Source organism: Uniformispora flossi, assembly GCF_049534875.1.
GTDB classification, from domain to species: domain Bacteria; phylum Actinomycetota; class Actinomycetes; order Streptomycetales; family Streptomycetaceae; genus Yinghuangia; species Yinghuangia aomiensis.
Window position 1 is genome coordinate 121,908 of sequence record NZ_JBMULZ010000018.1, and the last position, 24,749, is coordinate 146,656.

Consider the following 24,749-nt stretch of genomic DNA (forward strand, 5'->3'; position numbering starts at 1 on the left):
CCCGCCACGGTCGGTCCGGCGTCGACGACCTCCACCCCGGCAAGCCACCACGAAGAAGGGACGACGAACAATGGAGTTCGGGATCTTTATTCAGGGCTATGTCCCCAAGAGCGCGCAGGAGGCCGATCCGCTGGCCGAGCACCGCGCGATCATGGGCGAGATCGAGCTGGTCAAGGCGGCCGACGCGGCCGGATTCAAGTACGTGTGGGTCACCGAGCACCACTTCCTCGACGAGTACAGCCACATCAGCGCCAACGACGTGGTGCTCGGCTACCTCGCGCACGCCACCGAACGGATCCACCTGGGGTCCGGCATCTTCAACCCGCTGCCCAAGGTCAACCACCCGGCGAAGGTCGCCGAGCGCGTCGCGATGCTCGACCACCTGTCGGGCGGCCGGTTCGAGTTCGGCACCGGGCGCGGCGCGGGCTCGCACGAGATCCTCGGCTTCCACCCCGGCATGACCGACATGGGCGGCACCCGGCCGATCTGGGAAGAGACGATCGCCGAGTTCCCCAAGATGTGGCTGCAGGACGAATACGAGGGCTTCGAAGGCGAGTACTGGTCGCTGCCGCCGCGCAAGATCCTGCCCAAGCCGTTCGCCAAGCCGCACCCGCCGATGTGGTACGCGGCCGGCAACACCTCGTCCTATGCGATGGCCGCCCGCAAGGGCCTCGGTGTGCTGGGCTTCTCGGTGGGGTCGCCGAAGGAGCTGGAGCCGGTGCTCACGGCGTACAAGACGGAGATCGCCAACGCCGAGCCGATCGGCGCCTTCGTCAACGACAACATCATGGTGACCAGCAGCGCGATCTGCTTCGAGGACCGCGAGCGGGCGCGCGAGGTGATGATGCGGCCGGCGAACACCTACCTGCAGAGCCTGGTGTTCCGGTACCACGACACGTTCCCGCACCCGCCGCAGGTGCCGGCGTGGCCGGAGCTGATACCCGACCCGGACCCGGCCGCCGTCGACTGGATGCTCTCCGAAGGCATGACCATCGCAGGCGACCCGGACGACGTGCTGCGCCAGTGCAAGCGCTGGGAGAGCACCGGCGTCGACCAGCTGACGTTCGGGCTGCCGGTGGGGCAGACGATCGACGAGGCGCTCGAGTCGATCCGGCTGATCGGCGAACACGTCATCCCCAAGATCGACACCGACCCGGTGCACCGCACCACGCGCTTCCGGGACGCCGCCGCGGGCGGCGGAAACAGCGCGGGGTGAGACCGGCGCCGGGAAAGTCACCAGGTGCTGACAGCGGTGTCGTTTCTGACGTAGTGTCAGGTCCTTCGCACGAAAAGGAATCGTTCATGGGCTTCAAGGAGTACCCGATCCGCGCGACCGGGATGCTGTTCACCGCGGTCGACCCGGAGCGGGGGCACGAGGTCGAGTACCACCGCTGGTACGAGCGCGACCACTTCTATGCCGGCTGCATGATCGGCCCCGGCATGCTGGCGGGCAAGCGCTGGGTCGCCACCCGCGAGCTGAAGGACCTGCGCTTCCCGGCGGACAGCGACGTCGTCCCGGCGATCGACGCCGGTTCGTACCTGGCGATCTACTGGGTCAACGACGGCCAGTGGGCCGAGTGGAACAACTGGGCCGTGGAGCAGGTCAACTGGCTGTACGCCAACGACCGCGGATTCCCGAACCGGATCCACGCGCACACCGCGATGTACCTGCACGACAAGCGCTGGTACCGCGACGAGGACCCGGTTCCGCTGGAGCTGGCCCTCGACCACGGCTACCAGGGCATGGTGTCGCTGGCCGTGCAGCGCGCCGAGGGTGTCTCACAGTCCGACCTCGAAGCGTGGTTCGACGCGAACCTGCCCAAGTTCCTGGACGGTTCCGCCGTCGAGTCGGTGGCCGCCTGGACCGCCGAACCGCTCGCCGACGACGCCCCGGCCTTCGTCCCGCGCGACCCGAACGCGGCCACCCGCAGCATGCAGCTGTACTTCCTGTCCGGCGACCCCCGCGACAGCTGGGACGCCTTCCATGCCTGGGCCGACCAGATCAACGCCTCGGGCATCGGCACGGTGACCTTCGCCGCCCCGTGGATCCCGACCATCCCCGGCCGGGACACCTACACCGACCAGCTCTGGTAGAACCACCCCACCGCCACCCGGCGGTGACGGGCTCACGGGCTCACGGGCTCACGGGCTCACGGGCTCACGGGCTCACGGGCTCACGGGCTCACGGGCTCACGGGCTCACGGGCTCACGGGAAGGCTCGCACGCTCGCGGGTCGGCGCGCTGTCGCCGCCGGTTCGCGGGCCGCGCCCCAGACCGGGCGCGCGGGGAAGACGGTCAGGCATCCACCGGCTTCCCCCGCACGTCCCCGGGGGGCGCGCGTCGACTGTCCCGCGAGTGCGGGAACGCGCTGGGGTGTGGGCTGTTCGAATCCGCGGGGGCGCAGGACGGGGATTACCGCACGACGCTGCTGCGCGGCGCCCGCCCGGCAGTCGCGTGGTCGACGATGCGCGGCGGGAAGCCCGGACGCCCCGCGCGGGCCGCCGCTGGGCCGCGACCGCTCCACGCGCCCGGAAGGCGCCCGGAAGGCGCCCGGAAGGCGCCCGGCCGCGCAGAGCCCACGGTCATGGACAGCCACAGCCAACAGCTCGGCACCCGGCGCGCCCACCGCTGGAGGACACCACGGCGGGCCGTCACCGAACGCGCCTTGGTACACCGCGGGAAAGCCGAACTCGCCGTCACGCTCTCGCCCTCGCACTCGCACGCTTGCCCTCACGCCCCTCGGCCGTGTCGTCGCCCCTCGCCCTTCGCGCTCGCCCGCTCACCGTCGCCGTCACACTCGTACTCGTACTCGTACTCGTACTCGTACTCGTACGCGCACTGTCACCTTCACACCGCCCCGCCCTGCCCCGTCTCACAAGCCTGGTGTCAGCGCTCGGCCACGACCTGCCCTGAGCCCAGTTCTTTGATGAGGCGGCGGTAGGTACCAAAGCCCTCCTTCGGCGTGTAGTCGTCGCGGAGCAAGCCGAAATGGCCGAACAGGCTGTCCCCGTTGCTGTCCGCGTCGCGGAGGGCGAAGAGCGAGTAGCCGTCGACCAACAGTTCGTTCTCGCACGCGGCCACCGCCCGGATGACGGTTTCGAGCGTCTCCGCTTGGCGCCGCTCCGTGCGGTCGGGGCCGGTTGGCCAGCCGTTCTCGCACACCCGCAGCGGCACCGTCCCGGGGATGCCGGCCTGCGGCAGGAAGCCGGTACGGAACATGCCGAGGACCGCGGCAACCGTCTCCGCCAACCGATCCGCGGCGACGGGCCGGAACACGTCGGGGAAGAAGTCGACTCCCACGTAGTCGAGACTCTGCCGGAACCGGTCGTCGCCCAAGGCCCCGAGGTCCGCCCAGAAGGTGTCGGACGGGTCGAAGCTCGGCACCGCGTTGAAGCCGACTGCCGCACCGAGGCCGAGCGAAGCAACCTCCTCCTTCGCCGCGACAACACCCCGAACCAACGCCACCAAGACGTTCGGGACGCTGCCATCAACCGACGGGAGGTCGAGGTTCGGCTCCTCGCAGATCTGTACCGAGGCCAGCCGCGGGCCCGCGGTCCGCACGGCTTCGCGGACATAGTCCGTCCAGCCGTCCAGGCTTCCGGTCGGTTCGCGGAATTGGAGGACGAGGTCGAGCATCCGGCCGCGCCGCAGGTACGAGTGCGGGTCGGCGGGTGTCGGCGGTATCCGCGGCGTCGCCGTCGGCGCGAACGAGCGGTACGCACGCACCGTCAACAGGTCGGCGTCGCCTTGGAGTTCGTCGAGTGCGGTGTTGATGAGGTCCGGCGCGTCCGCGGTGACCGGATGGACGATGCCCTGGTCGTCGCCGAGGAGTCCGCCGGGATAGATGCCGAAAGTGAAGGCCATGAACACACCTCAAAAAATCTTGGTGTCACACCAAATTTGTGGTGACACTATCATCTGCCCATGGGCCTTCGAGAGACGAAGAAGCAGCAGACCCGGACGGCCATCGCCGACGCGGCACTGGGGCTCTTCCTGGAGCACGGCTTCGACGGGGTGACCGTCGCCGAGGTGGCACGGCACGCGGGCGTGTCCACCAACACGGTGTTCAACTACTTCGCTACCAAAGAAGACCTGTTCTTCGACCGCCAAGCAGAGGTCGAAGACCACCTCGCGGCACTGGTCCGCGACCGTGCCCCGGGCACCTGCCCCGTCGCGCCGGTCCGCGACGATCTGCTGGCCGCACTGGACCAGGACCACCCCATGCTCGGCCTCCGACCGGGCGCCCCGGCGTTCTGGCAGGTGGTCCTGGACAGCCCGGCCCTGCGCGCCCGCGAACGCGAAATCGGCGAACGCGCCGAAGCCGCACTGGCCGCCGCCCTGGCCGCGGCACCACCGGCTCCCGCCGCAGCGGACCTCACCACCACCGCCGCCACCACAACCCCCGCCGACGCCCCGATCCCCCCTGTCCTGGCCGGCACCATCGCCGGCACGCACCGGGCGCTCCTGCGGGAACTCCGACGGCGCGTCATGGCCGGCGAATCGGCGGCACACGCGCGCGACGCCGTCGCCACCGCGGCAGACCGGGCTTTCGCCGTGCTCTGCGCCGGACTTCACCCGGGCGTCGGCCACCCGCGGTCCGGCCATGCCGAACACCGCCCCACCCACCGGTGACACCACACGAGCGCCCTACGACACGTCACGCTCAAGGGTCGATCCGGCGGTAGATCACCGTCGCCCCCTGGCGTTCGAGTTCGCGGTAGTGGGCTTTGAGGAACTGATCGAAGCGGGGGATGCGTTCCGGGCGGTAGGCGGCGTTGCCGGAGTCGTCGATGACGAGTTCGGGGCGGGTGCGGGCGAGGTCCTCGGTGAACTGCGCCCACGAGCCGGGCACGGCATACGCTTCGCCGATTTGGGAGTCCGGGCGTCCGCCGGCGAAGTTCGTCAGGAAGCCCGCGGTGAGGAAGCGGGTCGCGGGCGGGCGTTCGGCGAAGTAGTACACCGCCGGGTTCATGCCCCAGACCAGCAGCGGTTCGCCGGGGCGGGTCTCGGCCCGTACGGTCGCCGCCACCCCGCGGATGTGGTCGAGCCGGACCTGGGGCCAGGTCGCCGCGAGGTACACGAACACCGTTGCGGACAGCGCCGCGTACCCGGCCACCGTCCGCCAGCGCAGCGCGCCGCGGACGACGCCCGCGACCCCGAGCAGGACCAACGGCGGCAGCAACTGGAGGAAGTAATGTCCGAAGAACCGCGTCCCGGCCGCGACCCCGACCGCGGACGCGGCCAGCCATACCCACAGGTCGGCGTCCGCCCGGAACCGCCGCCCGCGCCACGCCGCCCACACCAGCGGCAGCCCGGCCGCCGCGACGATCCCGAGGTTTCCGGACGCCCGCGCCACCGCCCACAGCCACCCGCCTTCGAGCGACAGGTAGCCCCCGGACCCGGTCACCACCCAGAACACGAACCGCCCGGCACCGAGCAACAGCGCCACTCCGACCCACGGCACGATCGCCCCGAGCAACACGCAGGCCACGGCTTGCAGACGGAGCCGGGTCGCGGCGCCCGACACCCCACCACGAAGCACACCGTCACCCGACGCCACCGCGCTGCTGTCGTCCCCGGCAACACCTGGCGCCCCACCGCCCCGCCGACCGCCGACACCCCACGCCGCATGTCCCGACGCGATTTCGTCCCGAGCCGCCGAGCCGCCGAATGCGGCAGCGTTCAACGCCACGCCACCCGGCACCGCACGACCCCACAGCACGCCACCCATCGCCTTGCCGCCGGACGCCGCCCCACCACCGACCCCGCCCCGGCGCAGCCCCAACGTCCTCGGCCCAACCACCCCAACCGCTCTGCCACGACACCGTCCCCACCACGGCACCCACCGCCCGCCGCGGTCCCGCCACCGCCCACCACCAACGCCGCCCCGGCCCAGCCCCCTCCCCGCCGCCACCACAGCCACCCACAGCACCGGGAGCACGACCGCTCCCCCGGACTGCTTCGTCAGCGCGGCCACCGCCGCCGCGAACCCCGCCGCCGCGAACCGGCCGCGATCGGCCAGCACGATCGCCGCCACGGACGCGGGGAGCATGAACGTCTCGAAGTTCGCCGCCATGGCGTCGGGGGGTGCCAGCCCGATGCTGGCCACGAGGTAGAGCACGCCGGCCATCAGTCCCGCCGTCGGGCCGAACCGGCGTCGGGCGAAGACCGCGAGCAGCACGGCGGTGGCCAAGTGCGCCGCCACCGCGAGCACTTTGACCGGCCACAGGGTGCCGGAACCGAAGAGCTGGAAGGCCGCCGCGTACAGGTAGGGCACGACGGGCGGTTTGCGGTCCACGACTCCGCCGTACAGGTGCGCGCCGTCGCCGAGTATCCGGGCCTGGGTGGCCAGGAAGCCTTCGTCCGGGTTCCAGAACGCGCGCTGGAAGACCGCGACATGCGTGATCACCGCGACCACCGCCAGCAGTACGGCAGTCGGCACGGCACGCGTCGGCCACCACGGTCGCCCCCGTCCCGACGACGGCGCGGCGACGGTCGCGCCCGCGGCCGTGCGCGGCGCGGATCCGGCGGAGGCCCGGCGGCGCGGCGGCCGCGGTACCCGGACCGGCCTGGCCCCCGGGGCCGCGGCCCGTGCGGCGGTGCGGCGTCGAAGCTGCGCGGGTCGCGCGATACTCGGCACCCGTCCACGCTACCGACGTACGGCCACCGAGAGTAATCTCCCGACTACCGTTTCGCGTGACCGAATGTCCAGGCCCGCATTCGGACGGCCGCGGCCGCGCGGAGCGGCACAAGGCAACAGGACTGCACGTGGCTGCCGCCCGCACCACCGGCGTATTCGGACAGCGCTGAATCCCGCGCGGCGGTCCACCACCGCGGCAACGAACTCCGCCGACTGCGACGGTCCCGACCTCGACCCGACCTGACCGAGCGACAGGCGGCAGGTGCCGAGTGGCAGCCATACGCCGACGAGAGCTTGGTCCGAGCGGTCGCGCATACCGCGGTAGAGGGTGGCAGGTGACCGATGGCAGGTGGCCTGCGGGCCAATGGCGGAGTTCCGGCGGCCGGTCGTAGTTGCGGATCGTCATCGGCCAATGGCCGGTCATCAGTGGCGGGTCATCGATCGCGGGTGCTTGGTGGTCAGTTGCGGTGGTCAGCAGCGGCCGCCGATCGCGAACAGTCGACAGTCAGCGACCGACGGCCGATCACGGGTCCTGCGCGGTGAGGCACCCGCGCCCCGCCGGCGACACCTTCACCCGCGTCCGTCCCCTGCCCCCGCAGCAGCCGCCGCCCGCTGCCCCAACCGGCTCTTGCGGTACCCGTAGCCGTAATAGACCACGAACCCGGCCAGCATCCACACCAGGAACCGCCACCACGTCTCCGTCGGGAGGTTGATCATCAGCCACAGGCAGGCCAGCACCGACACGATCGGGAGGACCGGGACCCACGGTGTCCGGAAGGCGCGGGGCAGGTCGGGGCGGGTGCGGCGGAGGACGATGACGCCGATGGCGACGACCACGAAGGCGAACAGGGTGCCGATGTTGACGAGTTCGGCGAGCTGCTTGAGGGGGATGACGCCGGCGACGACCGCCACCACGGTGCCGAGGGCGATGGTCGAGCGGTAGGGCGTCTTGTAGTGCGGGTGGACCTGGCTGAAGAAGCGCGGGATCAGGCCGTCGCGGCTCATCGCGAAGAACACGCGGGTCTGGCCGAGCAGCATGATCATCGTGACCGACGTCAGGCCGGCGACGGCGCCGATGTTGATGACCCACGCATAGCCGCCGTGGCCGACGGCTTTGAAGGCGTCGGAGAGCGGGGCTTTGATCGACAGTTCGGTGTACTTCTCCATGCCGGTGACGACGATCGAGACGCCGACGTACAGCACCGTGCAGATGGCCAGCGAGCCGAGGATGCCGATCGGCAGGTCGCGCTGCGGCTTCTTGGTCTCCTCGGCGGCGCTGGCCACGATGTCGAAGCCGATGTAGGCGAAGAACACGGTCGCCGCGCCGAAGAAGATCCCCATGACGCCGAAGTTGCTCGGTTCGAAGCCGCTCAGCCAGGTGATCAGCGGCTGCTTGAGTCCGGAGTCGGAACCGGTGGACGCCTGCTTGGGCGGGATGAACGGCGAGTAGTTGTCGGCCTTGATGAAGAACAGCCCCGCGATGATCACGACGAGCACCACGGCGACCTTGATGCCGACGATGATCGCGGTCAGCCGCGACGACAGCTTGACGCCGAAGATCAGGACCGCGGTCAGCAGCAGCACGAGCAGCGACGCGGGCAGGTTGAAGCCCCAGTTGCTGTCGGTGCCGCCGTTGATGGCGTTGGGCAGGTGGACGTCCGCGGACGCCAGCAGCGACTGCACGTAGCCGGACCAGCCGACCGCGACCACCGCGGCGCCGAGGGCGAGTTCGAGGATGAGGTCCCAGCCGATGATCCACGCGGGCAGTTCGCCGATGGACGTGTAGGCGAACGTGTACGCCGACCCGGCGACCGGCACGGTCGACGCGAACTCCGCGTAGCAGAGCGCGGCGAGCGCGCACACCACCCCGCTGACCACGAACGACAGCGCGACGGCGGGCCCCGCGGTGTCCCGGGCGACGGTGCCGGTGAGGACGAAGATGCCGGTGCCGATGATGACGCCGACGCCGAACACCGTCAGGTCGAGCGCCGACAGCGCACGCCTGAGCCCGTGTTCGGGGTCTTCCGTGTCGCGGATCGACTGTTCGACGCTTTTGGTCCGGAACGGACTCGCAGTGACCATCGGTTGCACCTCCTGGCCCGCCGGTACGCAGAGACCAGGTCATGATTTACCGATGTGCGGCAATTGAACGGCTCTTCGTTCGGCGCGTCCGGGTGAATGCCCGACCGCGCGGCGCCCCGGCACGGCAATCGGCCCCGCCCGGAAGCTCTTCCGGGCGGGGCCGATCGTGCGGTGCGGACGCTGGGAAAACCCCGACGGCCGTGCCGCCTTGCTACGACACGGGCTTCGCCGTCTCCCCCGGCGGCGTGTCCGCCGCCAGCCGGGCCACCTCGCCGACGACCTGGAGCGAGATGTCCTGCGCGTTCAGACCGATGCGGGACAGGATCGAGCCGGGCGCGGCGTGGTCCAGGAACTCCGGCGGGATGCCGAAGTCGCGGAGCGGGACGTCGACGCCGGCGTCGCGCATCGCCTGCGCGATGGCGGAACCGACGCCGCCGATGCGGCTGTTGTCCTCGAGCGTGACGACCAGGCGGTGCCGGGCGGCCAGCTTGGGGAGTTCCGGGTCGACCGGCTTGACCCAGCGCGGGTCGACGACGGTGGACACGATGCCCTGGTCGGCGAGCCGGTCGGCGATCTCGATGCCGGCCTCGGCCATGGTGCCGACGCTGACGATGAGGACGTCGCCGCCCTCGCCGCCGCCGTTGCGCTCCGGTCCGGTGCGGCGCAGCACGTCCATGCCGCCGATGCGGCCGACCGCGGGCACCTCCGGGCCGACGGTGCCCTTGGCGAAGCGGACGACGGTCGGCGCGTCGTCGACGTCGAGCGCTTCGCGGAGCTGGGCGCGGACCTGGGCGGCGTCGCGGGGTGCGGCGAGCCGCAGGCCCGGTACGACCTGGAGGATCGACATGTCCCACATGCCGTTGTGGCTGGGACCGTCGAAGCCGGTGACGCCGGCCCGGTCGAGCACGAACGTCACGCCGCACTTGTGCAGCGCGCAGTCCATGAGGACCTGGTCGAAGGCGCGGTTGAGGAACGTCGCGTAGACCGCGAAGACCGGGTGGAGGCCGCCCAGCGCGAGGCCGGCCGCGGACGTGACCGCGTGCTGTTCGGCGATGCCGACGTCGAACGTGCGGTCCGGGTAGGCGGCGGCGAACTTGTGCAGGCCGACCGGGATGAGCATGGCCGCGGTGATGCCGACCACGTCGTCGCGTTCGGCGCCGACCTTGACCATCTCGTCGGCGAAGACCGAGGTCCACGACGCGCCGGAGGCCTTCGCGATCGGAAGGCCGGTTTCCGGGTGGATGGGGTTGACGGCGTGGAACTGGTCCGCTTCGTCGTTGCGCGCCGGGTCGTAGCCGCGGCCCTTCTGGGTGAGGGCGTGCACGATGACCGGGCCGCCGAAGCCCTTGGCCTTGCGGAGCGCCTGCTCCATCTGCTCGGGGTCGTGGCCGTCGACCGGGCCGATGTACTTGAGGCCGAGGTCTTCGAAGAGGCCCTGCGGGGCGACGAAGTCCTTCAGGCCCTTCTTGGCACCGTGCAGGATGTCGTAGACGGGCTGGCCGACCACGGGGGTGCGGCCGAGGACGCCCTTGCCCCAGTCGAGGAACCGCTCGTAGCCGCGCGTGGTGCGCAGCGTGGCGAGGTGGTTGGCGAGGCCGCCGACGGTGGGCGCGTAGGAGCGCTCGTTGTCGTTGACGACGATGACCACCGGGCGGTCCTTCGCCGCGGCGATGTTGTTGAGGGCCTCCCAGGCCATGCCGCCGGTGAGGGCGCCGTCGCCGATGACGGCGACGACGTGCCGGTCGTCGAGGCCGCGGACCTGGAACGCCTTGGCGAAGCCGTCGGCGTAGGAGAGGACCGTGGAGGCGTGCGAGTTCTCGATGACGTCGTGTTCGGACTCGGCCTGGCTCGGGTAGCCCGAGAGGCCGCCTTCCTGACGCAGCTTGGCGAAGTCGTGCCGGCCGGTGACGATCTTGTGCACGTAGCTCTGGTGGCCGGTGTCCCAGAGGATCTTGTCGTGCGGCGAGTCGAAGACGCGGTGCAGCGCGAGGGTCAGTTCGACGACGCCGAGGTTGGGGCCGAGATGGCCGCCCGTGCGGGACACCGAGTCCACCAGGAATTCGCGGATCTCGCCGGCGAGCACGGTGAGCTGCTCGGGAGAGAGCGCCTTGAGATCACGGGGTCCTCGAATGCTCTCCAGCAGGCCCACCCGTACCTCCTCAATCGGTCGATCGCGGTTCGCGCCCTCCCCCGGCCGGATCGGTCGGGCACCCCGCCCCACCCGGTCGGGTAGCCCACCGCGCGGGCGGAGGGGGAAAACGCACTCAATGAGTCTAGACGCGTGGCACGGCCCTGCCGGTTCGCGGCGGTCATCAAGCGGTGATTTGTCGGTGGTCAGGCGCGGCCGCTGGCCTTCTGGCTGCGCCTGGAGACCGAGTCGAGGACGACCGCGGCGAGCAGGACGGCACCGGTGATCATGAGTTTCACCGACGAGTTGACGGACTGGAGGTCCATTCCGGAGGAGATGGAGCCGATGACGAGCATGCCCAGGAGGGCCGAGTAGGTCGATCCGCGGCCGCCGAAGAGGCTGGTGCCGCCGATGACCGCGGCGGCGATGGCGTTGGTCAGGACGTCCCCGCTGCCCGTGCTCTGACCTGCGGAAACGATGCGCGAGGCGGCGAAGATGCCGCCGATCGCGGCCATCGTCGAGCAGATGACGAAGGCCGAGATGCGGATGAGCGGGACGCTGATGCCGGCCCGGCGGGCGGCTTCGACGCCGCCGCCGACGGCGTACATCTTCCGGCCGTAGGCGGTGCGTCGCAGGATCAGGTCTCCCACGATCACAAACGCGAGGAAGATCACGAGGGCGAGCGGCGTGCCGTACCACTGGTTGAGGACATAAGCGACGGCGAACGCGATGACGGCGAGGACCGCGGTGCGGAAGGCGATGTCCTGGATGGGGATCGTCGGCAGGCCGGCTTTGGTGCGGCGGTTGTACTGCAGGTAGCGCGAGACCGCGTAGACGAGGACGCAGGCGCCCGCGATGCCGTAGCCGACCGCGACGTACTCGAAGTAGTAGCTGGTCAGCTTGTGGATGCTGCTGTTGTAGCGCAGGTTGATGGTGCCCTGGGAGCCCAGGATGTACAGCTGGAGGCCCTGCCAGCCGATGAGCCCGGCGAGGGTGACGACGAACGCGGGCACGCCGATCTTGGCGAAGAAGAAGCCTTGGATCAGGCCGATGCCGCATCCCACCCCGACGGCGGCGGCGATCGCGGCGGCGTCGCTCCAGCCGTGGTTGATGTTGAGGACCGCGAGGATGGCCGCGCTGACGCCGCTGACCGAGCCGATCGACAGGTCGATCTCGCCGAGCAGCAGGACCCAGACGATGCCGACGGCGATGAGGCCGGTGGAGGCGATCTGGATGGACAGGTTGGACAGGTTCTGCGCGGACAGGAAGCGGTCGTTGAGGCTCTGGAAGACGATCCAGATCACGATGAGGCCGCAGATGACCGGCAGCGAGCCGAGTTCGCCGCCGCGGACGCGGCGTTTGAACTCGGTCCAGTAGCCGGCGAAGCCTTCCTGCCGCATGAGGATCCGGGGGTCGACCTGGCTGACCGCGGCACCGGGCGGCAGTTCCGCGCCGCCCGGTTCGGGCTGTTCGGGGCCTCCGGGGGTGACGGGGACGTTCGGGACGTCGCGCGGCTTGTCCGGATCGAGGCCGCCGCGGCGGTCGTCCGGGTCGCGGGGGTCGACGGGTTCACGCGGGTCAGGCATTACGGCCGCCTTCCTCCTGATCGCGGCTCTTGCGGGCTTGGCGGCGCGAGACGACGTTGTCGCTGGCACCGGTGATCGCCGCGAGGAGCTGTTCCTGGGTCACGCTGCGGGTGTCGAAGACGCCGTTGTTGCGGCCGAGGCGCAGCACCGCGATGCGGTCGGCGACCGCCATCACGTCCTCCATGTTGTGGCTGATGACGATGACGCCGAGCCCGCGGTCGCGGAGCCGTTCGATGAGGTCGAGGACCTGCGCGGTCTGTTCGACGCCGAGGGCGGCGGTGGGCTCGTCGAGCATGACGATCTTGGGTTCGCCGAGCAGCGACCGGGAGATCGCCACGCTCTGGCGCTGGCCGCCGGACAGCGAGGCGACCGGGATGCGCACGCTGGGGATCTTCACGGACAGCGTGCGCAGCAGTTCGGTGGCCTGGCGTTCCATCCCGACTTCGTCGAGGATGAAGCCGCCCTGCTTGATCTCGCGGCCGAGGAACAGGTTGCCGACGACGTCGAGGTTGTCGCACAGCGCGAGGTCCTGGTACACGGTGGCGATGCCGAGCGCCTGTGCCTCGTGCGGCTTGCCGATGTTGACCTTGCGGCCCTCCCAGCGGATTTCGCCGCTGTCCGGCGGGCCGACGCCGGCGATGACCTTGATCAGGGTGGACTTGCCGGCGCCGTTGTCGCCGACGAGCGCGACGACTTCGCCGCGGCCGACTTCGAGTTCGACGTCGCTGAGGGCCTGGACGGCGCCGTAGCGCTTGGAGATGCCGCGCAGCGACAGGACCGGGTCGGTGGGGCGCGTGGATACGTCGGACATGGTCACCGCCTCCTCGTCAGCCGATGCCTGCGGCTTTGCAGGCCGCGGCGAAGTCGGGTGTGCAGATTTCGGCGACCGTGTAGTACGGCGGCTGTGCGACGGTCGTCGCGACGTTGCCCTTGGTGACCGGGATCGGGGTGAGGATGGTCGCGGGCACGGTCACGGTGCCGTTGTTCTTCGTGGTGTTGGCGGGGATCTTCTCGCCGGTGGCCGCGGCGATCGCCATCTCGGCGGCGGCGTTCGCCTCGGGGAGGTACGGCTTGAAGACGGTCATGTACTGGTCGCCGACCACGATGCGCTGGATGGCGGCGAGTTCGGCGTCCTGACCGGTGACCGGCGGGACGGGGTTGAAGCCGGCCGCCTTCAGCGCGGCGATCGCGCCGCCGGCCATGCCGTCGTTGGCGACGTACGCACCGATCACCCGGCCCGGGCCGCCGAGCGCGGTGATCGCCTGCTCGGTCTCCTGCTGGGCCTTGTCGTTGGACCAGTCGGGGGTGTCGTATTCGCGGCCGATGATGACCTGCCCGTCGAGGACACTGTGGGCGCCGCGCTTGTACTCGGCGGCGTTGGGGTCGGTGGGCGATCCGTTGATCATGATGATCGGGCCGCGCTTGGGGTCGCCGCCGCGTTTGAGGGCGTCCACCAGCGAGGTGCCTTGGAGCCGGCCGACGGTCTCGTTGTCGAACGAGACGTAGCCGCTGATCGGGCCCTCGGCGAGGCGGTCGTAGGCGATCACCGGAATGCCCTTGGCTTTGGCCGAACTGACGATCGACGCGGCGGCCTTGGTGTCGACGGAGTCCAGCACGAGGACGTCGATGCCGTTGGTGAACAACGCTTCGGCCTGCTGCTGCTGGATGTTGGTCTGCTGCTGGGCGTTGCCGTACAGGACTTCGCACTTGGGGCAGAGCTGGTGGACCCGGGCCTCGAAGAACGGCTTGTCGAACCGCTCGTAGCGCGCGGTCTTGCTCTCCGGCAGCAGGAGGCCGACTTTGAAGCCCTGTTCGACGCTGGCGCCGGTGCCGCCGCCCTTCTGCGTCTTCTCCGCCTGCTTGGCTTTGCCGCACGCGCCGGCGGACAGGACCAGCGCGACGGCGAGGACCACCGCCGGGCCGCGCCGGAGCAGCCGCCGGACGGGTAGTAGAGCCGTCGTCACGCAGGCCTCCCTGGCACCGGGTACGGAGAGCGGATCCGTTGCTGCCGGATCCCTCCGGGTTCAGGGGAAGTGCATGCCCGATCCTGCACGGAAAATCAGACAATCCACCCAACACGACCTGTTTGGCGGACAGCGGGAGGCCTAACGGGGGTACCGGTTCACAGGCGCGGGTTCCAGCGCTTTCCGATCAGCGCCTGCTCGACGAGGGCGACCTCGCGTTCCAGGGCGGCGGCGCGGGAGCCTTCGTACTCGTACATGCGCAGCAGGGCTTCCACGACGTGGATGTCGACGCGGTCGCGCAGGTCGGCGCGCGCGGTGCCGTAGCCGTGCCGGGCGGCCTGGAGGGCCGCCTCGACGTGCTGGCGGGCCATGCGGGCGAGCAGCTCGGGGTGCCGCTTGAGCACGTCGTGGCGCCGGTAACCGGGCGGGCACAGGTCGTACAGCCACGTGACGGCCGTCTCCGACCAGCCCTCCACTCCCGGCGGCCGCACCCCGCGCGGCCATCCGGCCGGAGCGACCCCGTCCTGCCCGCCCCCGGCACGCTCGAAGCGCCCAGGCCGCTCCCACCCGGGCCGCTCGTCGGCGCCCCCGGCCGCACCCTGTCCGCGCTCTTCGTACATACATTCGATTATGACCCCTCCCTGACCGAAAACCCACCGCACCCCGACCGAAAACCACCGCCGGGAACGTGCCGTGACGAGGGGAAACGGAGGGTGGCGGGCAGCCGGGCGCGACGCGGACACGGCAGGGGAAGCCGCCGCGCCCGGTCGGTAACGCAGCCGGGCCGGCTCCCCCGTGAGGGAGCCGGCCCGGTGTGGAGCGGGTGGTGCTCAGGGCGCGGGTGAAAGCGCCCTTCGGGTCACAGGGTTACTTGGTGACCAGGGAGCGGAGGACGTACTGCATGATGCCGCCGTTGCGGTAGTAGTCCGCCTCGCCGGGGGTGTCGATGCGGACGACCGCGTCGAACTCGACGCCGGTGTCCGTGATGACCTTGACGGTCTTCGGGGTCCGGCCCTCGTTCAGCTCGGTGATGCCCGCGATCGCGAAGGTCTCGGTGCCGGTCAGGCCCAGCGTGTCGGCGGTGTGGCCGGCCGGGAACTGCAGCGGGACGACGCCCATGCCGATGAGGTTCGAGCGGTGGATGCGCTCGTACGACTCGGCGATGACCGCCTTGACGCCCAGCAGCGACGTGCCCTTGGCCGCCCAGTCGCGCGACGAGCCCGAGCCGTACTCCTTGCCCGCCAGGACGACCAGCGGGATGCCCGCCTCCTGGTAGTTGACCGAGGCGTCGTAGATCGTCGACACCGGACCGTCGGCCTGGGTGAAGTCGCGGGTGAAGCCGCCCTCGGTGCCCGGCGCGATCTGGTTGCGCAGGCGGATGTTGGCGAACGTGCCCCGGATCATCACCTCGTGGTTGCCGCGGCGCGACCCGTACGAGTTGAAGTCCTTGCGCTCCACACCGTGCTCGGCGAGGTAGGTGCCCGCCGGGCTGTCGGCCTTGATGTTGCCGGCCGGCGAGATGTGGTCGGTGGTGACCGAGTCGCCGAGCTTGGCGAGCACGCGGGCGCCGGAGATGTCGGTGACCGGCGTCAGGTCCATCGTCATGCCTTCGAAGTACGTGGGCTTGCGCACGTACGTCGACTGCGGGTCCCACTCGAAGGTGTCGCCCGTCGGCACCTCCAGCGACTGCCAGCGGTGGTCGCCCGCGAACACGTCGGCGTAGGACGCGATGAACATGTCCTGGTCGATCGAGGACGCGACGGTGTCCGCGACCTCCTGGTCGGACGGCCAGATGTCGGCCAGGTACACCGGCTTGCCGTCGGCGTCGACGCCGAGCGCCTCGGTGGTGATGTCGATGTCCATCGACCCGGCGATCGCGTAGGCGACGACCAGCGGCGGCGACGCGAGGTAGTTCATCTTCACGTCCGGGTTGATCCGGCCCTCGAAGTTGCGGTTGCCGGAGAGCACCGACACCGCGGCCAGGTCGGACGCGTTGACCGCGGCGGAGACCTCCTCGGGCAGCGGGCCCGAGTTGCCGATGCAGGTCACGCAGCCGTAGCCGACGAGGTTGAAGCCCAGCTTCTCCATGTACGGGAGCAGGCCGGCCTTCTCGTAGTAGTCCATGACGACCTTCGACCCGGGGGCGAGGGTGGTCTTGACCCACGGCTTGACGCTGAGGCCGCGCTCGACCGCCTTCTTGGCCAGCAGGGCGGCGCCCAGCATGACCGACGGGTTCGAGGTGTTGGTGCAGGAGGTGATCGATGCGATCACGACGGCGCCGTGGTCGATCGTGTAGGTGCTGCCGTCGGCCGCCGTGACGGTGGTCGGCTTCGACGCGCGGGTGCCGTTCAGCGCGGGGGCGTCGGACGCCGGGAACGACTCGACCTCGGCCTCGTCGATGTCCTTGACGTAGTCCGGCAGCGCGGCGCGGAACTTGGCCTTGGCCTCGGACAGCACGACGCGGTCCTGCGGGCGCTTCGGGCCGGAGATCGACGGCACGACGGTCGCCACGTCCAGCTCGATGTACTCGGAGTACTCCGGCTCGCGGGCCGGGTCGTGCCAGATGCCCTGCTCCTTGGCGTACGCCTCGACGAGCGCCAGCTGCTGGGCCGGACGGCCGGTCAGGCGCAGGTAGTTGATGGTCTCGGCGTCGATCGGGAAGATCGCGCAGGTCGAGCCGAACTCCGGCGACATGTTGCCGAGGGTGGCGCGGTTGGCCAGCGGTACCGCGCCGACGCCCTCGCCGTAGAACTCGACGAACTTGCCGACCACGCCGTGCTTGCGCAGCATGTCGGTGATCGTGAGGACCAGGTCGGTGGCGGTGACGCCGGGCTGCAGCTTGCCGGTCAGCTTGAAGCCGACGACGCGCGGGATGAGCATCGAGACCGGCTGGCCGAGCATCGCGGCCTCGGCCTCGATGCCGCCGACGCCCCAGCCGAGCACGCCGAGGCCGTTGACCATCGTGGTGTGCGAGTCGGTGCCGACGCAGGTGTCCGGGTAGGCCTGGCCGTTGCGGACCATGACGGTGCGGGCGAGGCGCTCGATGTTGACCTGGTGCACGATGCCGGTGCCGGGCGGCACGACGGCGAACTCGTTGAACGCGGTCTGGCCCCAGCGCAGGAACTGGTAGCGCTCCTTGTTGCGGCCGTACTCGATGTCGGTGTTGATCTCGAACGCGTCCTGGCGGCCGAAGACGTCCGCGATGACGGAGTGGTCGATGACCATCTCGGCGGGCGCGAGCGGGTTGATCTTGGCCGGGTCGCCGCCCAGTTCCTTGACCGCCTCGCGCATGGTGGCGAGGTCGACGACGCAGGGGACGCCGGTGAAGTCCTGCATGATCACGCGGGCCGGCGTGAACTGGATCTCCTCGCTCGGCTCGGCGTTGGGGTCCCAGCCGCCGAGCGCCCGGATGTGGTCGGCGGTGATGTTGGCGCCGTCCTCGGTGCGGAGCAGGTTCTCCAGCAGGATCTTCAGGCTGTAGGGCAGGCGGGCGCTGCCTTCGACCTTGTCCAGCTTGAAGATCTCGTACGACTCGTCGCCCACGTTCAGCGTGGTGCGGGCGTCGAAGCTGTTCGCGGACACGAGTGCTCCTATCTCGGACACCTTGCCGCGGCTCCCGGGGCGGCCGGGGCAAGGCCCTACGTTTATCTTGATGTCGAGAGAACTCTACTCTACGACGCCGGACGCCTGGACCGCGGACCGCCGTCCGGCGTGCCGCCGGGCATGTCTTTCGCACCCGCCCGGCCCTACGATGCCGCGGACGCCGCCGAAGGCGGCGCGGCATCGTGGATCGCGGCGGTTCCCCGCAGGATCCCAGGCCCGTAGGGGGCGGCATGGAGCGGATGCGGATCGGGGTGCTCGGCGCGGCACGGATCGCGCCCGCGGCGCTGGTCAAACCGGGACGGCTGATACCCGAGGTGACCGTGGCCGCGGTCGCGGCCCGGGACGCGGACCGGGCCGAGTCGTTCGCGCGCAAGCACGGCATACGCACCGTGCATGCCTCGTACGCCGACCTCCTCGCCGACCCGCAGCTGGACGCCGTCTACATCCCGTTGCCCAACGGCCTGCACGCCGAGTGGACGATGCGCGCCCTGGAAGCGGGCAAGCACGTGCTGTGCGAGAAGCCGATGACGGCGAACGAGACGGAGGCCCGCCAGGTCGCCGCGGCCGCCGAGCGCACCGGACTGGTGTGCATGGAGGCTTTCCACTACCGGTACCACCCGGTCGCCCGGCGCATGCGCGAGATCCTCGACGAGGACGAGATCGGCCCGGTCCGGCACATCTCCGCGAGCATGTGCTTCCCGCTGCCGGCCCTCGGCGACATCCGCTACGCCTACGACCTCGCGGGCGGCGCGCTCATGGATGCGGGCTGCTACCCGGTGAACGCGCTCCGCATGCTGGCCCCCACCGCCGCGGGCGCGCGGATCGAGGTGGTCGACGCCCGCGCGACGACGCTGCGCCGCGACCGGCGGATCGACCGGGCGATGGAGGCGACGTTCGCGCTGCCCGGCGGCGCCACGGCCGAAGTGCGGTGCTCGATGCTGTCGCGCCGGATGCTCGCGATGACGGCGAAGGTGTTCGGCGAGCGCGGCACCGTCTCCGTGTCGAACTATGTGGCGCCGCAGTACCGCTACCGGTTCACCGTGGAGGCGGGCGGCCGCAAGCGCCGCGAGCATCTGGGGCAGGCCGCCAAGACGTCGTCGTACCAGTACCAGCTGCAGGCGTTCGCGGACGCGGTACTGCGCGGGACGCCGCCGGCGACGCCCGCGGCGGACGCCGTGGAGACGATGCGCCTGATCGACGGGATCTACCGCAAAGCGGGACTTCCGGTACGCGGCGCTGCGTGAACCTCCCGTCACCCGGCGCGAATTTCGGCGGTCGCCGAGGGTATTTGCTTGGCCAACGATGCGGACATCGGGACGCCACTGCGGTAGAACGTGTTTCCGCAAGCCGAACCGACGGAGCCGCCGGGGGCCCTCCATGCGCGACGAACCCACCACTCTCGTCTCCCGCCTCGCCCAGCTCGACCAGAAGATCGCGATCAGCGTCGTTTTCGTCGCCGCGATGTTCATGACGGTGCTGGACTCCACGATCGTCAACGTCGCCATTCCGGCGATCGCGACCGAGTTCGGCCAGTCCGCGTCGTCGGTGGCCGGGGTCAACGTCGGGTTCCTGGTGAGCCTGGCGGTGTTCATCTCGGCGGCGGGCTGGCTCGGCGACCGCTTCGGCATGAAGCGCGTGTTCCTGTTCGCGCTCGCCTTGTTCACCGTGGCGTCGGCGCTGTGCGGGCTCGCGCAGAGCCTCGGCCAGCTGGTCGCGTTCCGGGTGCTGCAAGGCGTCGGCGGCGGGCTGCTGACGCCGGTCGGCATGGCGATGATGTTCCGCGCGTTCCCGCCCGCCGAGCGCATGCGGGCGTCCCGGGTGCTGATCGTGCCGACCGCGCTGGCACCCGCATTGGGCCCGATCATCGGCGGCCTGATGGTCGACCACGCGTCGTGGAACTGGGTCTTCTACATGAACGTCCCGATCGGCGTCGCCGCCCTCGCGTTCGGCGCGCTGTGCCTGCGCGAGCAGCGCCAGCCCGGCGTGGGGCCGTTCGACCTGCCCGGCTTCGTGCTCGCGGGCGCCGGTCTGGCGAGCGCGCTGTACGCGCTCACCGAGGGCGCGCAGAAGGGCTGGTCGTCGCCGCTGATCGTGGGCACCGGCCTGGGCGGCCTGGCGCTGCTCGGGCTGCTGGTGGTGGTCGAGTCGCGCACCGAGCACCCGATGCTCGACCTGTCGCTGTTCCGCAACCGGCTGTTCTTCACGTGCACGATGGTCACGGTCACCTCGTCGGCGGGCTTCCTCGGCACCGTGTACGTGCTGCCGGTGATGATCCAGAAGGCCCGCGGCCTGGAGGCCACGGACAGCGGACTGACCACGTTCCCGACCGCGCTCGGCATCATCTGTGCCACCCAACTGGTGTCGCGCTACTACGCCAAGGTCGGCCCGCGCCGGCTGATCGCCGCGGGCCTGAGCGGCACGGCGGTGATGATCGCGCTGCTCACGCAGGTCGGCCCCGACACGAACCTGTGGTGGGTTCGAGCCATTCTGTTCGTCACGGGTTTGTGCCTCTCGCACGTGTTCATGCCGTCCCAGACGGCGGCCTTCGCGGCCGTCCCGCTGCCTCGAATGGGCGCCGCCACAACGCTGTTCAACGTGCAGCGGCAGCTCGGAGCGGCGATCGGCGTCGCGGTGCTGGGCAGCGTGCTGTCCGGGATCGGCATCTTCACCGTGACCCCGCACGGCCTCCAGCCCCAATACTCGGCCTACCACTGGGCGTTCGCAGCCGCGGCGCTCATGGCGGCGGTCGGCGTGGTGTTCGCGCTGCTGATCCGGGACCGCGACGCGGCGTCCACGATGGCGGCGCCTGACGCGAATTCGACCCCCGTGGCCGAAAAGGCCGCGGGCGCCCGCTGACGGGCCCCGGCGTTGATCCCCACCGGGACATCACCCCATAGGGTGAGCGCTGTGACGCGGCAAGGACTGGAAGAGTGCACGGACGACGCACCGTCGTCGGACCGGCCGGCGCCGGGTGCGGCGCCGCCGGACGGCGCCGTCGTCGAAGGGCCTTCTGGTACCGCGCGCCGCGGTTGGCCGCCGGCGGCCGTGTCCGTGGCGGCATATCTGATGCTGCTCTTCCTGTTCGTGGTGGACGTCGTCGCGGACCGTTCGGTTCCCGGCGCGGTCGCCTTGGGCGTCGTACCACCGCTGTTCGCCGCGCTGTGCCCGGTGGCCGCGACGGTCCGCCTGGCGACCGCGGCGACCGCGCTGGCCGCCGTCCTCATCCTGCACTTCGAGCACACCACGCCCGCCGCGAAGGCGATCCATCTGGGGGTTGTCGTCGGCCTCGGCGCGGTCGGCGTCTGGGGGTCCGCGACTCGCGCCAGGCACGCGGCGCAGCTCGGCAAAGCCCGTTCGGCCACGCTGATCCTGCAGCGCGCGGTGCTGGAGCCGATACCGGCCGAACTGCCCGGCTACGAAGTGTCGGCGCTGTACCTGCCCGCCGACACCGACGCCAAAGTCGGCGGCGACATGTTCGCCGTCGTGCGGTCCCGGCACGGCATGCGCGTGCTCATGGGCGACGTGCGCGGCAAAGGCATCGGGGCCATCACCACCGCGGCCACGCTGATGGCGTGCTTTCGCGAAGCGGCGCACTACGAGCCGAGCCTGCCCGGTCTGGCCGCCCGGCTGGAGGAGCGAATAGCGCAGCTCGACGAGGACCGCGCCGGACCCGCCGACGAACGTTTCGCCACCGCCGTCCTGTTCGCTTTCGACGAGCCTCGCCATCTGCGCATGCTGTCGTGCGGGCACACGCCGCCGGTGCACCTGCGCGGCGGACGCGCGGTCGAACTCGAACTCCCCGTCAACGCCCCGCCGCTGGGCACCGCGGGGCTGTACGACGACATCGAGTACGCCGAATACCGGGTGAGTTACGTCCCCGGCGACGTGCTCGTGGTGGTCACCGACGGCGTGACCGAAGCGCGCGACCCGGCCGGCGGCTTCTACCCGTTCGGCGAACGCCTGGCCCGCTGGGCGCACCACGGCTCGCAGCGCATCGCCCACGAACTCATCACGGACGTGACGATCCACACCGGCGGCCGCATGTCGGACGACGCCGCCGTGCTGGTGGTCCGCCGGGCCCCGCACGACCCCGGCGACCCGGGCGACCCGCTGACGAAGGCGGCCTGACCCCGGTGGCCCACATCGACCAGTTCTCCGCGGGGCCGGTCACCCCGATCGCGGCGTATCTCGTCGCCTGCGTCGGTTCCGCGCTCGGCCTGGTGTGCACCACGCGGGCCCACGGCGCGCACGGGTGGGCCCGCCGACGCTGGTTCGCCCTCGGCGCGTTCGCCATCGGCGGCACCGGGATCTGGGCGACGCATTTCGTCGCGATGCTCGGCTTCGCCGTCGTCGGCACCCCGATCCGCTATGACGTCGCCCTCACGCTGGCCGGCCTCGTCGTCGCCGTCGCGGTGGTCGGCGCGGGGCTGAGCATCGCCGCCCGCGACACGGGGCGGCCGCTGGTCCTCGCGGCGGGCGGCACCGTCACCGGGTGCGGCATCGCGACGATGCACTACATGGGCATGGCGGCGCTGCGCATGCGCGGGCATGCGTCGTACGCTCCGGGCACCGTCGCCCTGTCGGTGATGGTCGCGGTGGTCGCCGCGACGATCGCCCTGTACGCGGCGCTCAACGTGCGCAGCCTCGGCTCGATCGCGGGCGCGGCCCTCGCGATGGGCGTCGCCGTCGGCGGCATGCACTACATGGGCATGACGGCGATCTCGGTGCGTCTGGCACCCGCCGACGCGCCCCTGACCGGCGCCGACTCGCCGCACCTGCTGCTGCCGCTGGTCATCGGGCTGACGGTGTGCACGGTCACGGCGCTGTTCCTGGTCGGCTGGCATCCGGCACCGGTCGAGGACGACGAGGGCGAGGACGAGGCGGTGGAGCCGCCCGCGCCGGAGGCCGCCGGGCCGGTCACGATCGAGCGGATCCCCGCCGGGGAGTAGCTCAGGTCACGGCGTAGGCGTCGTACACGACGGCTTCGGGCGTCTTCATCGCCGAGGCGATCCCGAGGGTCGTGTTGAGCCAGGCGTAGCGCTCGTCGCCGGTCTCGAACCGCAGCACCAGCCGGAAGTAGTACTCGGCGGGGTCGACGTCCTCGCCGCGGGCCACCTGGGCGAGGACCTCGGCCGGGCCGTGCCGCAGTCCGGTGGTGGTGAGGTGGACGAGCGCGTCGTCCTTGGTGCGCAGCGTGTACCGCGTGTCGATGTCCGCGGCGCCGTCCGCGTGGATCACCTGCCAGTCGCCGCCGCCGGGCAGGATCTCGCCGGACAGCCGGGGCCCGTCGAAGCTGCCGCCCGCGATCGGCACCACGCGGCGGTTCCCCCACGGGGTTTCGCCGAGGTTCTGGATCGGGTCGACGTGGATCCGGAAGCGGGCCAGCAGGTCCAGGCCGGGGCGCGCCGGGTCGGCGGTCACCGGCGGTCCTCCGGCGCGACGGTGTACGAGGCGCGCGAGTTGAGGATCTCCGGGTCGAACCCGGCGGTCTTCTTGTACGCGGCCGCGACCGCTTCGCGCTCCGCCAGCGACAGCACGTCGTCGATGTCGGCGAACCCGTCCGGCGCGCGCTCGGCGACCGTGCGCATGACGATCTCCGGGCCCTGGCCGCGGTTGGCCTGCTGGATGGCCGCGGTGGTCGGGCGGCGGTCGGCCTCGTAGGCGGCGAGCGCCTCGTCGATCGGGCGGGTCGCCAATTCCCGGGCGAGGACGCGTGCGTCGAGGATCGCCTGGGAGGCGCCGTTCGAACCGTTCGGGTACATCGCGTGGGCGGCGTCGCCCAGCAGGGTGACGCGGCCGTGCGTCCAGCGCGGCAGCGGGTCGCGGTCGACCATCGGGTACTCGAACACGGCCTCGGCTCCGGCGATGACGGTGGGGATGTCGAGCCAGTCGAACCGCCAGCCGCCGAAGTAGCGCAGGATGTCCGCCGGGTCGGCGGGCCGGTTCCAGTCGCCCGGGGCACGCGGCGCGGACTCCAGGGGGCGCTCGGCGATCCAGTTGAGGAGGACGGTGCCGTCCGCGTCGGGGGTGTCGGTGAGCGGGTAGGCGACGAACTTCTCGACGCCGTCGCCCGCCATGATCATCGTGCGGCCGCCGAGGAACGCGGGCGCGGGGACGCGGGTCGTGCCGCGCCACAGGACCAGCCCGTTCCACGGGGGCGCGCCCTCGTCCGGATACAGCTGGGCGCGGACCGCGGAGCGTATGCCGTCCGCGGCAATGAGCACGTCGCCCTCGACGGTGCGGCCGTCGGCGAGCTTGACCCGGACGCCGTCCGGGGTGTCCTCGAAGGCGGTGACCGCGGCGCCGGTGTGCACGGACTCCGTGCCGAGCCGCTCGTTCACGGCCTCGAACAGCATCATCTGGAGCGTGCCGCGGTGCACCGAGTACTGAGGCCACGTGTAGCCCGCGGCGACACCGCGCGGCTCGGACCAGATCGCCTGCCCGTGCCGGTTGTGGTAGGCGAGTGCGGCGGTTGCCACACCCTGTCCGGACAGCCGCTCGGCCAGGCCGAGTTCGGTGAGTTCCCGGACCGCGTGCGGCAGCACGTTGACGCCCACGCCGAGCGGGCGCAGCTCGGGAGCGGCTTCCAGAACTGCCACGTCCGTGATGCCCGCGGCGTGCAGCGACAACGCGGCGGTCAGTCCGCCGATCCCACCTCCGGCGACGACGACGCGCACGGAGCCTCCTTGGAACACTGTGTTTTTTGTCCGGCGGTTTTTGTTTCAGCCATAACAACATGGCCATGG

18 protein-coding genes are annotated in these 24,749 nt (G+C 70.9%); 7 read left to right on the forward strand and 11 right to left on the reverse strand.

Annotated features, from left to right (window positions below):
• Window positions 1–70: 70 nt before the first annotated feature.
• Together ACPA54_RS31020 and ACPA54_RS31025 are read left to right on the forward strand one after the other, a co-directional pair.
• Window positions 71–1,216 carry an LLM class flavin-dependent oxidoreductase gene (locus ACPA54_RS31020; RefSeq protein ID WP_423534725.1) on the forward strand — a complete coding sequence of 382 codons (1,146 nt, stop codon included), beginning with the start codon at window positions 71–73 and terminating at the stop codon, window positions 1,214–1,216.
• A gap of 86 nt (window positions 1,217–1,302) precedes the next feature.
• Window positions 1,303–2,094 carry a hypothetical protein gene (locus ACPA54_RS31025; protein ID WP_423534726.1) on the forward strand — a complete coding sequence of 264 codons (792 nt, stop codon included), beginning with the start codon at window positions 1,303–1,305 and terminating at the stop codon, window positions 2,092–2,094.
• Between the two features lie 792 nt (window positions 2,095–2,886).
• Here the strand turns inward: ACPA54_RS31025 and ACPA54_RS31030 are convergent.
• Window positions 2,887–3,864, reverse strand: coding sequence for a hypothetical protein (locus tag ACPA54_RS31030; RefSeq protein ID WP_423534727.1), 978 nt, complete (start codon window positions 3,862–3,864; stop codon window positions 2,887–2,889).
• 60 nt (window positions 3,865–3,924) lie between these two features.
• On the opposite strand from ACPA54_RS31030, the gene ACPA54_RS31035 reads away from it, so the two are divergent.
• Window positions 3,925–4,632 carry a TetR/AcrR family transcriptional regulator gene (locus tag ACPA54_RS31035; protein WP_423534728.1) on the forward strand — a complete coding sequence of 236 codons (708 nt, stop codon included), beginning with the start codon at window positions 3,925–3,927 and terminating at the stop codon, window positions 4,630–4,632.
• A 31-nt stretch (window positions 4,633–4,663) separates the two neighbouring features.
• On the opposite strand, the gene ACPA54_RS31040 is transcribed toward ACPA54_RS31035, so the two are convergent.
• The 8 genes from ACPA54_RS31040 to acnA all read right to left on the reverse strand — a co-directional run bounded on the left by ACPA54_RS31040 (window position 4,664) and on the right by acnA (window position 17,982).
• Complete coding sequence (locus tag ACPA54_RS31040; protein ID WP_423534729.1) at window positions 4,664–6,442, reverse strand: ArnT family glycosyltransferase; 1,779 nt, start codon at window positions 6,440–6,442, stop codon at window positions 4,664–4,666.
• A gap of 768 nt (window positions 6,443–7,210) precedes the next feature.
• Window positions 7,211–8,722, reverse strand: coding sequence for an amino acid permease (locus ACPA54_RS31045; protein WP_423534730.1), 1,512 nt, complete (start codon window positions 8,720–8,722; stop codon window positions 7,211–7,213).
• 211 nt (window positions 8,723–8,933) lie between these two features.
• Entirely contained in the window at window positions 8,934–10,871 is a 1,938-nt protein-coding gene (gene dxs, locus ACPA54_RS31050) for a 1-deoxy-D-xylulose-5-phosphate synthase (protein WP_423534731.1), read from the reverse strand.
• A gap of 185 nt (window positions 10,872–11,056) precedes the next feature.
• A complete protein-coding gene (locus ACPA54_RS31055) occupies window positions 11,057–12,436 on the reverse strand; it encodes a sugar ABC transporter permease (protein WP_423534732.1) in 1,380 nt (459 codons plus the stop codon).
• Window positions 12,429–13,247 (reverse strand): ATP-binding cassette domain-containing protein, encoded by an 819-nt coding sequence (locus ACPA54_RS31060; protein ID WP_423534733.1) that lies wholly within the window; start codon window positions 13,245–13,247, stop codon window positions 12,429–12,431. Before ACPA54_RS31060 ends, ACPA54_RS31055 begins: the two co-directional genes overlap by 8 nt.
• Window positions 13,248–13,263: 16 nt before the next feature.
• Window positions 13,264–14,400, reverse strand: coding sequence for a substrate-binding domain-containing protein (locus ACPA54_RS31065; RefSeq protein ID WP_423534734.1), 1,137 nt, complete (start codon window positions 14,398–14,400; stop codon window positions 13,264–13,266).
• A 158-nt stretch (window positions 14,401–14,558) separates the two neighbouring features.
• Window positions 14,559–15,020: a hypothetical protein gene (locus ACPA54_RS31070; RefSeq protein WP_423534735.1), complete on the reverse strand. Its 462-nt coding sequence runs from the start codon at window positions 15,018–15,020 to the stop codon at window positions 14,559–14,561.
• Window positions 15,021–15,267: 247 nt separating this feature from the next.
• Window positions 15,268–17,982, reverse strand: coding sequence for an aconitate hydratase AcnA (gene acnA / locus ACPA54_RS31075; RefSeq protein ID WP_423534736.1), 2,715 nt, complete (start codon window positions 17,980–17,982; stop codon window positions 15,268–15,270).
• A 251-nt stretch (window positions 17,983–18,233) separates the two neighbouring features.
• Here acnA and ACPA54_RS31080 point away from each other — a divergent pair, with 251 nt between their 5' ends.
• From ACPA54_RS31080 to ACPA54_RS31095, 4 genes are all read left to right on the forward strand, one after another.
• Complete coding sequence (locus ACPA54_RS31080; RefSeq protein ID WP_423534737.1) at window positions 18,234–19,247, forward strand: Gfo/Idh/MocA family protein; 1,014 nt, start codon at window positions 18,234–18,236, stop codon at window positions 19,245–19,247.
• A 133-nt stretch (window positions 19,248–19,380) separates the two neighbouring features.
• On the forward strand, window positions 19,381–20,859 hold the full coding sequence (locus tag ACPA54_RS31085) for an MDR family MFS transporter (protein WP_423534738.1): 1,479 nt from the start codon (window positions 19,381–19,383) through the stop codon (window positions 20,857–20,859).
• A 51-nt stretch (window positions 20,860–20,910) separates the two neighbouring features.
• Entirely contained in the window at window positions 20,911–22,131 is a 1,221-nt protein-coding gene (locus ACPA54_RS31090; protein WP_423534739.1) for a PP2C family protein-serine/threonine phosphatase, read from the forward strand.
• A gap of 5 nt (window positions 22,132–22,136) precedes the next feature.
• Window positions 22,137–22,952, forward strand: a complete 816-nt coding sequence (locus tag ACPA54_RS31095; RefSeq protein WP_423534740.1) for an MHYT domain-containing protein — start codon at window positions 22,137–22,139, stop codon at window positions 22,950–22,952.
• 1 nt (window position 22,953) lies between these two features.
• Here ACPA54_RS31095 and ACPA54_RS31100 read toward each other — a convergent pair whose 3' ends face one another.
• Together ACPA54_RS31100 and ACPA54_RS31105 are read right to left on the reverse strand one after the other, a co-directional pair.
• Window positions 22,954–23,424 (reverse strand): DUF3237 domain-containing protein, encoded by a 471-nt coding sequence (locus tag ACPA54_RS31100; protein ID WP_423534741.1) that lies wholly within the window; start codon window positions 23,422–23,424, stop codon window positions 22,954–22,956.
• Window positions 23,421–24,680 carry a flavin-dependent oxidoreductase gene (locus ACPA54_RS31105; RefSeq protein ID WP_423534742.1) on the reverse strand — a complete coding sequence of 420 codons (1,260 nt, stop codon included), beginning with the start codon at window positions 24,678–24,680 and terminating at the stop codon, window positions 23,421–23,423. The genes ACPA54_RS31100 and ACPA54_RS31105 overlap by 4 nt, the downstream gene beginning before the upstream one ends.
• Window positions 24,681–24,749: the final 69 nt, after the last annotated feature.

What these genes read in the sequence shown, in the direction of transcription:
- ACPA54_RS31070 (WP_423534735.1), bottom strand. Translation starts at nt 15,020, where the DNA reads ATGTACGAAGAGCGCGGACAGGGTGCGGCCGGGGGCGCCGACGAGCGG.
- ACPA54_RS31020 (WP_423534725.1), top strand. Translation starts at nt 71, where the DNA reads ATGGAGTTCGGGATCTTTATTCAGGGCTATGTCCCCAAGAGCGCGCAG.
- ACPA54_RS31025 (WP_423534726.1), top strand. Translation starts at nt 1,303, where the DNA reads ATGGGCTTCAAGGAGTACCCGATCCGCGCGACCGGGATGCTGTTCACC.
- ACPA54_RS31085 (WP_423534738.1), top strand. Translation starts at nt 19,381, where the DNA reads ATGCGCGACGAACCCACCACTCTCGTCTCCCGCCTCGCCCAGCTCGAC.
- ACPA54_RS31080 (WP_423534737.1), top strand. Translation starts at nt 18,234, where the DNA reads ATGGAGCGGATGCGGATCGGGGTGCTCGGCGCGGCACGGATCGCGCCC.
- ACPA54_RS31045 (WP_423534730.1), bottom strand. Translation starts at nt 8,722, where the DNA reads ATGGTCACTGCGAGTCCGTTCCGGACCAAAAGCGTCGAACAGTCGATC.
- ACPA54_RS31055 (WP_423534732.1), bottom strand. Translation starts at nt 12,436, where the DNA reads ATGCCTGACCCGCGTGAACCCGTCGACCCCCGCGACCCGGACGACCGC.
- ACPA54_RS31035 (WP_423534728.1), top strand. Translation starts at nt 3,925, where the DNA reads ATGGGCCTTCGAGAGACGAAGAAGCAGCAGACCCGGACGGCCATCGCC.
- ACPA54_RS31030 (WP_423534727.1), bottom strand. Translation starts at nt 3,864, where the DNA reads ATGGCCTTCACTTTCGGCATCTATCCCGGCGGACTCCTCGGCGACGAC.
- ACPA54_RS31060 (WP_423534733.1), bottom strand. Translation starts at nt 13,247, where the DNA reads ATGTCCGACGTATCCACGCGCCCCACCGACCCGGTCCTGTCGCTGCGC.